Source organism: Arthrospira sp. PCC 8006 (genome assembly GCF_046480465.1).
In the GTDB taxonomy this organism is placed as follows: Bacteria; Cyanobacteriota; Cyanobacteriia; order Cyanobacteriales; family Microcoleaceae; genus Limnospira; species Limnospira platensis.
Genome location: NZ_PKGG01000259.1, coordinates 1 through 6,565 on the forward strand (window position 1 = coordinate 1; position 6,565 = coordinate 6,565).

A 6,565-nucleotide genomic window follows, 5' to 3' on the forward strand; every position below is an offset into this window, starting at 1 on the left:
ATCGTATGACCGTGGCAAATGGTTTGTTGTTGGTATTTTTGGGATACATTTTTCCTATTAACCTACCCATCCCCAACAGTGCGATGTTGGCTAGGAATGGACTTATTACCCCTCCCTGGGGTGTCCCTGTTTCTGTATCCTCGAATACACCGTTGTCTAGCACTCCCGCTTTGAGCCATTGTTTCAGGTCTCTTTTTAGGCTGCTTGGACAATGAATTTTGGACAGTAGGTAATCATGGTTTATTCGGTCAAAGCATTTTGCTATATCAGCATCAAGAACATAATATTGTCCCTTATTTATGGCAATATAAATTCTGCTGATTGCGTCATGGGCAGACCGTCCAGGACGGAACCCGTAGCTTGTGCCTTCAAATCTCGATTCCCATTCAGGTTCGAGAGCCGACTTAACCAAGGCTTGCCTTGCTCTATCTTGGATTGTGGGTATTCCTAGGCGGCGTTTTTCATCCCTACCAGGTTTTGGAATCCACACCCGTCGCAGTGGTTTTGCTTTGAGGTTTCCCTTAATGTTCTTGACCAGTTCAAACCTTTGTCTCGAAGAGATTACTCTTACTCCATCAACCCCGGCTGTCTTCTTGCCTTGATTATCTTGGGTTACTCGTCTCACTGCTAGGAGCCGGGCATAATATGATTTCACCAATAGACGTTGCAACCTTCGTGCCTTAGCATTTTGTCCCGATTTAGCTGCTTGAAATATACTCTTTTGGAGCTTGAAAACTTTCCGTTGAACCTTAGTCCATGGGATTGCCTTCCATGCGTTGCTCGTAGTCTTGATTGGTTTTGGTTTCCCAAACCCTTTCTTTAAACTCGCTATCGCCATTTGTACACCTACTAGGCTCTATTTCTTTACAATCAAACCGTGACCTGTTAGCATATCCCTACCATTACAGTCGGGCATTGGCTTTTGGTCACATCTCATCCCCTAATAGGCTTGCGCTTACACTTTCACTACTGACTTTCTCGACCAGATTGTCAGAGCCTAGAAGGGGTTAAAACGTTCCATTTATATGGGCATTCCATCTTTAGATTTGTCTTATCCACCGGGGTACTTTTAAAGGTCTGTGTAGGTAGTAAATAAAAGCCCCTACTTTTCCCCTTGCTCTTTTGAGCGCAGCGTATCAACCTATTTCGCTACCCAATTATTACGATGGTTCAAGCCAGACATTCGGTTTCCCTAATCATGGATGGTTGGCAGTGGTCTCGTTTCTGGTGTTAGGTTACACCTCGGAGCCTTCCGTTCCCCGCTTCAGTCCCAGGGTTGTGATTCCTGAAATTGGGGGTGGCTATCGCCGTTACCCTGATTTCCTAACTTTTACTTATCCATTTCTGGGCTTCCTATGAGGAATTTGTATAAGTTAGTTCATTTTGACCTTGGGTTCCCTGCCTTGTTTGGTATATCTCTATACCGAACGTTGGGACATATAAACAGTTATAGAGATGGTCAGGAGTGCGTTCCTTATATTCACCCAGGGGCATGAAGTCTCTACCAGGCGGTTATTTCAGGTATCTCAACCCTATTTCATGCCTGAACGTATCGCACTTATTTAACAATTGTATTATATTTTCTAATCAATATCAAGTGTGGGCCGGGAGATGCCAAACTTTAACCAGTCGGTCAGCTCCGCCACTAGCTATGGTTTTGCCGTCAAGACTAAATGCTAGGGATAATATGTCTGCTGAATGGGCGGGGATGGTTTCTAATAATGTGCCGTCGCCCAGTTGCCAAATGTCAATTTGGCCTTTACTGTTGCCAGTAATTAACTGTTTACTATCGGGTTGAAAGGCGATCGCCAAGATATCGGCATCATCAGCCCGCAGGGTACGCCATAGCTTCCAGGTCTGGTCTTGTTGATGCCATAGACCGATGGAACCATCCCGACATCCTCCGGCTAACATTTGACCGTTAGGACTAAAAGCAACGGTTCTCACCCAGTCCGACCAGCGGGGTAGGCTTCCTAATTCTTGTCTTTGCTGTAGGTTCCACAGGCGGACGGTTTTATCCCTAGAGGCGCTGGCTAGGGTCTGACCATCAGGGGAAAAGGCGACTCCATAAATGCGATCGCTATGACCTGAGAGACTGTAGAAAGGCTTGCCTTTTTTGAGATCCCAAATTTGTATGGTTTTGTCCCGGGAGGCGCTGGCTAGAATATCTCCCTGGGGGGAAAAAGCTACCTGTTCAACAGTATCTTGATGACCAATGAGGGTATACCAGCGTTTACCTTTTTTGAGATCCCAAATTTCCACAGTCTGATCGCGACTACCACTAGCTAAAATCTCTTCCTTGGGGGAAAAGGCGATCGATGTTACCCAATTTTCATGACCTGTTAGGGTGTACCAACGTTTCCCAGTTTTCAGTCTCCAAATTTCTATAGTCATATCTTGGCTACTGCTGGCCAGTATTTCCTGATCAGGAGAGAAAGCCACACAGGTAACTTGATTACGGTGTCCTGTCAGCGTATGTAGGAGTTTCCAGCTAGGTGATGACCGTTGAGGTTGAACGCGGCTAGGTTTTGGTGGCGTGGGTGGCTGAGAAGTTCTAGCCGTGGGTGGTGGGGTGATTTGCTGAGAAGTTCTAGCTGTCCGTGGTGGCGGTGGGGGTAACGGTGGCGGCGGTACTCTCACCGACGCAGGAGGGCTAGGGAGTGCCGTATTATGAAAGTTATTAATATTAATGTTGTGCAGAATCGTCGGGGGTAGTCCACTAGGATGCAGTGCCCTAAGTACATTCAGCGGGGAATTATAGCGCTGGGAAGGTAGGGAAGCCACCATTCTATCTAAAACTAAGCCCAGTTTATTGTTGACCGTATTTCCCTGTAAATAATCTCGCCAAACCCATTTATCTTGGTGAATATCATAGAGGTCAAAGGGCGATATTTGGGTGAGTAAATATAAGCAAGTCACCCCCAAACTATAAATATCACTAGCATATATTGCTTGACCCCTAGTTTGTTCTGGGGCGACATATTCAGGACTGCCGATAATAGTTCCTGGTCCTGATAAGTTGCTGCTTTGTACTACTTTCGCCGCCCCAAAGTCCACTAATACCAACTTACCCGATGTCGAACTATTTACTACTGTTTGAGCTTGGATAATATTGGCGGGTTTAATATCCCTATGAATGACTTTATTTTGATGTATAAATTCTAAAACTGGCAACAGTTCATCAAGTAGTTTAACGATTTGATTTTCGTTAAAAGTTCCCTGGCTAATTACTTGGTCTTCTAAGTTGGGGCCGTTGATATATTCTTGGACTAAGTATTGATTATTGTCCTGTTGAAAATGTGCCAGCAAATCTGGGATGTGGGGATGTTTTCCTAGTTCATCGAGACGTTGGGCTTCTTGGTGGAATAATTCCGCAGCTTTCCGGGTGGTTTCTACCCCTTGGGTTTGGGGGAAAAATTGCTTAATGACGCAGGGGGGATGGGAGGGTTTATCGTGATCAACTGCCAAAAATGTTTTCCCAAATCCGCCATGACCAATAGGTTTAATAGCCTGGTATCTCTCCCGTAGAAACAGTTTAGCACCACAGGTAAGGCAGAATTTAGCATCATCTGGATTTTCGGGATGGGAACATTGGGGATTGAGGCAATAACTCATGGTAGGAAATAATTACCAGGGGACTAGGTTATGGCTGTTATTCTGTTTCTAAGCGGAAGTTTTGACCATTATGATTGGTGCGGTAAAGCCAATGGCGCTGACCATCAGACACTCGGACCCGCCAGCCATCCACTAACATTTGACCACATAATTCGTCTGGCTTGGCGAGCCCTAAACAGGTATTTGGCCAAGTCTGTCTTTCGGCGGCGAGGATTTCGATTTCCTCTGGGGAACTTCCGGTGCGATCGATGACATCTTGGCGCAATGCGGTAGAAATTTCCGAGGGGAGATCGGCTAGATTTGGGGAGATTTCATCCATGATCATGACGGCTTCAGGGTTTTGTACGATAATGGGGTCTGGAGTGGGAGAGTCGGTTGTAACAAGAAGCGTATAGGCGACTAGGGCTAACACGCCTATCAGTAGTGGGGCGAAAATGACCCAGGGAGGTTGTAGGTAGATGGGTCGGTCTGGCTGTTTTTGGTTGGAAGAATCCTGATGCTGAGGTTTCATGGCTAGGATTGGCGAAAACGATATTATGACGCTTGAGAATATTATAGCTTAATAATTATTGGGGGGAAATGATACAGTATTAAATTGAACAAATGTGGGGGTTTGATGTATGGATATACTATTGGAGGGGGGTGCGGTCCTGGAGAAACGGGATTATACCTTGATTGTTGATGTCAGCGAGAGTATGGCAATGGCTGGCAATAAAAAGGGACAGTCTCGCTGGGAGTTGATGCGACAATCGATTTTAGAGTTGGCAACCTATTGCGAACATTTTGACCCAGATGGGATTACTTTATATTTATTTGCTGACGAGTTTAAGCGCTACGATCGCATTACTTCTGACCATGTGGGAGAGGTTTTTGAGAATCATAAACCTGGGGGAAAAGCGGATTTGGCTTCGGTTCTCAAGGATGCTACTGATAGTTATTTTGCCAGACGGGCGACGGAACAATCACAGCCTAATGGTGAAACTATTTTTGTGGTTACAGGTGGGGAGATTATTAACCCGTTATTGGAGGTTAAACGCATCTTGATTAATGCTTCTAATCAACTGACCCATGAGGAAGAATTGGCTGTAGAAATGATTAGGGTGGGGTCTAGTGACACGGCTACGGCGTTTTTTAAGGTGCTTGATGATGAGTTAACTGCATCGGGGGCTCGTTATAATATTTGTGATACAGTCAGTTTGGAAGATATGGAAGAGATTAGTTTGACTGATGTTTTGTTACGCGCAATTACTGATTAGATTTGAGGGGATTTTCTGGAAATAGGCAACCATTGCGGTTGCCTTGATTTAGGTTATTGGGGATGCCATTTGATATTGCAACCAATACTGGGTTTTTGGTCGCTGTTGATGGGTTGGTCGGCGAGAATGGCATCTAAAGCCGCCCGCAAATCTGCCCCGGTGACGGGTAAGTTATTCCCGGGGCGACTGTCATCTAATTGACCGCGATATACTAATTTGCGATCGCTATTAAACAAGAAGAAATCGGGGGTACAGGCTGCTGTATAGGCTTGGGCTACTTCTTGGGTTTCATCGTAGCAGTAAGGGAAGGAAAAACCTACTGTTTCGGCTTGGTTTTTCAGGTATTCAGGTCCGTCTTGGGGATGGGTTTTGATGGAGTTGGCGCTAATAGCAACTATTCCTATTCCTAGGGGTTGATAATCATGTCCTAGTTTAGCTAGTTCATTTTCAATATGTTTGACGAAGGGACAGTGACAACAGATAAACATGACTAGCAAGGCTTTTTTATCCTGAAATGTATCGACGGATATGATTTCCCCAGAGGTCACATCTGGGAGTTGAAAATCTGGGGCGATGGTCCCTAAACTTAACATGGTTGATGCTGTTAAAGCCATGATTCAAGATTCCTGATTTTGACTAGATGATAATATCCATGATAATTATAGCGGATTGTTCTCGACTGAGGTTAGGTAAAGCCATGGCTGATAGCTAGGATGTTTGGGGGTGGCGGGTAAGGTGACATCAAGGGGATGTGATATGATCTCAAATAGCTACCTATCAAATTCAGACAGCTATTATGACTGATATCATTTCGATAAATACTTCAACGGCGATTAAGTTTGATGATTATATTCAATATACGGAGGGGGGAATTGTTAGCCGGGTTTTGCTAAAAGATGATCACTGTCAATATACCCTATTTTGTTTGGGGGCGGGTACGGAAATTTCCGAACATACGGCTACGAAAAACGCGACGGTTAACGTTTTGGAAGGTCGCGGAATTTTAACTCTGGAGGGGAAAGAGATTAGCTTAGAGGCGGGAGTGTTTGTATTCATGAAAGCCAATGCACCCCACGCCCTGAAAACGGAGGAAAATCTGGCATTTTTGCTGACTCTTTCGGCTGGTAATGAGTAGGGAAATTAAGTTACTTTAGCGCCTTGGGTATCAATTGCAAGCGATCGCACATCTACCCCGATGTTATAGCCCCTCCAAGCCTCCCTCATGGCAGATACAACCCTACGGGTGTGGGGGGGGTCTGTGAGGGCTAGAAGGGTCGGCCCTGCCCCGCTAATGGCTAATTCGTAAGCGCCTGCATCTAAGGCGGCTTGTCTAACGGCATCATAACCCTGGATCAGAGATTGGCGGTAGGGCTGATGGATTTTGTCAGCTATGGCGAAGCGCAACCAGTCTCCCTGTCCGGTTTCTAAGCCTCGGATTAATAAACCTAGGTGGGCGGTGTTGAAAATGGCATCGGCACGGGTATAATGGGAGGGGAGAACGCTGCGAGCTTCGGCGGTGGATAGTTCAAAGTCGGGAATAGCGACGACGGGGACTATATCTTGATGCCAAGGAATTTCGCAGATCTGCCAGCGGTGGTTATGGTCGGCGACTGATAACTGACAACCCCCCAACAGGGCGGGGACTACGTTGTCGGGGTGTCCTTCTATGGCGATCGCCATTTCCATACTTTCTG

General features: G+C 45.8%; 7 protein-coding genes. 2 read left to right on the forward strand and 5 right to left on the reverse strand.

Annotation, left to right across the window (positions count from 1 at the left end; translation table 11 throughout):
- From B9T16_RS24260 to B9T16_RS24270, 3 genes are all read right to left on the reverse strand, one after another.
- Positions 1-838, reverse strand: an 838-nt coding sequence (locus B9T16_RS24260) for a reverse transcriptase N-terminal domain-containing protein (protein WP_410245980.1), incomplete at its 3' end; no start/stop codon positions are given.
- 755 nt (positions 839-1,593) lie between these two features.
- Positions 1,594-3,615, reverse strand: coding sequence for a WD40 repeat domain-containing serine/threonine-protein kinase (locus B9T16_RS24265; protein ID WP_006618370.1), 2,022 nt, complete (start codon positions 3,613-3,615; stop codon positions 1,594-1,596).
- Between the two features lie 37 nt (positions 3,616-3,652).
- Positions 3,653-4,126, reverse strand: a complete 474-nt coding sequence (locus B9T16_RS24270; protein ID WP_006618371.1) for a hypothetical protein — start codon at positions 4,124-4,126, stop codon at positions 3,653-3,655.
- Between the two features lie 109 nt (positions 4,127-4,235).
- On the opposite strand from B9T16_RS24270, the gene B9T16_RS24275 reads away from it, so the two are divergent.
- Entirely contained in the window at positions 4,236-4,871 is a 636-nt protein-coding gene (locus tag B9T16_RS24275) for a VWA domain-containing protein (RefSeq protein ID WP_410245981.1), read from the forward strand.
- Positions 4,872-4,924: 53 nt separating this feature from the next.
- Here the strand turns inward: B9T16_RS24275 and B9T16_RS24280 are convergent, their stop codons facing one another.
- Positions 4,925-5,485 carry a thioredoxin family protein gene (locus B9T16_RS24280; RefSeq protein ID WP_410245982.1) on the reverse strand — a complete coding sequence of 187 codons (561 nt, stop codon included), beginning with the start codon at positions 5,483-5,485 and terminating at the stop codon, positions 4,925-4,927.
- Positions 5,486-5,667: 182 nt separating this feature from the next.
- On the opposite strand from B9T16_RS24280, the gene B9T16_RS24285 reads away from it, so the two are divergent.
- Complete coding sequence (locus B9T16_RS24285) at positions 5,668-6,006, forward strand: cupin domain-containing protein (RefSeq protein WP_006618374.1); 339 nt, start codon at positions 5,668-5,670, stop codon at positions 6,004-6,006.
- 5 nt (positions 6,007-6,011) lie between these two features.
- On the opposite strand, the gene thrB is transcribed toward B9T16_RS24285, so the two are convergent.
- A partial coding sequence (gene thrB / locus B9T16_RS24290) for a homoserine kinase (protein ID WP_410245983.1) occupies positions 6,012-6,565 on the reverse strand: 554 nt, incomplete at its 5' end.